A 320-nucleotide genomic window follows, 5' to 3' on the forward strand; every position below is an offset into this window, starting at 1 on the left:
CCGGATCACTAAGCCCGACTTTCGTCCCTGCTCGACTTGTAGGTCTCGCAGTCAAGCTCCCTTGTGCCTTTACACTCTGCGAATGATTTCCAACCATTCTGAGGGAACCTTTGGGCGCCTCCGTTACCTTTTAGGAGGCGACCGCCCCAGTCAAACTGCCCACCTGACACTGTCTCCCCGCCCGATAAGGGCGGCGGGTTAGAAGGTCAATACAGCCAGGGTAGTATCCCACCGATGCCTCCACCGAAGCTGGCGCTCCGGTTTCCAAGGCTCCTACCTATCCTGTACAAGCTGTACCAACATTCAATATCAGGCTGCAG

The 320-nt window shown here is 56.2% G+C and carries 1 rRNA gene; it reads right to left on the reverse strand.

Going from position 1 to position 320, the window contains the following annotated elements:
- Positions 1 to 320, reverse strand: a 23S ribosomal RNA gene (locus KI350_RS22785); the annotation flags it as partial.

Source organism: Bacillus sp. J41TS8 (assembly GCF_018333035.1).
Taxonomy (GTDB): Bacteria; Bacillota; Bacilli; order Bacillales; family Bacillaceae; genus Bacillus; species Bacillus paralicheniformis.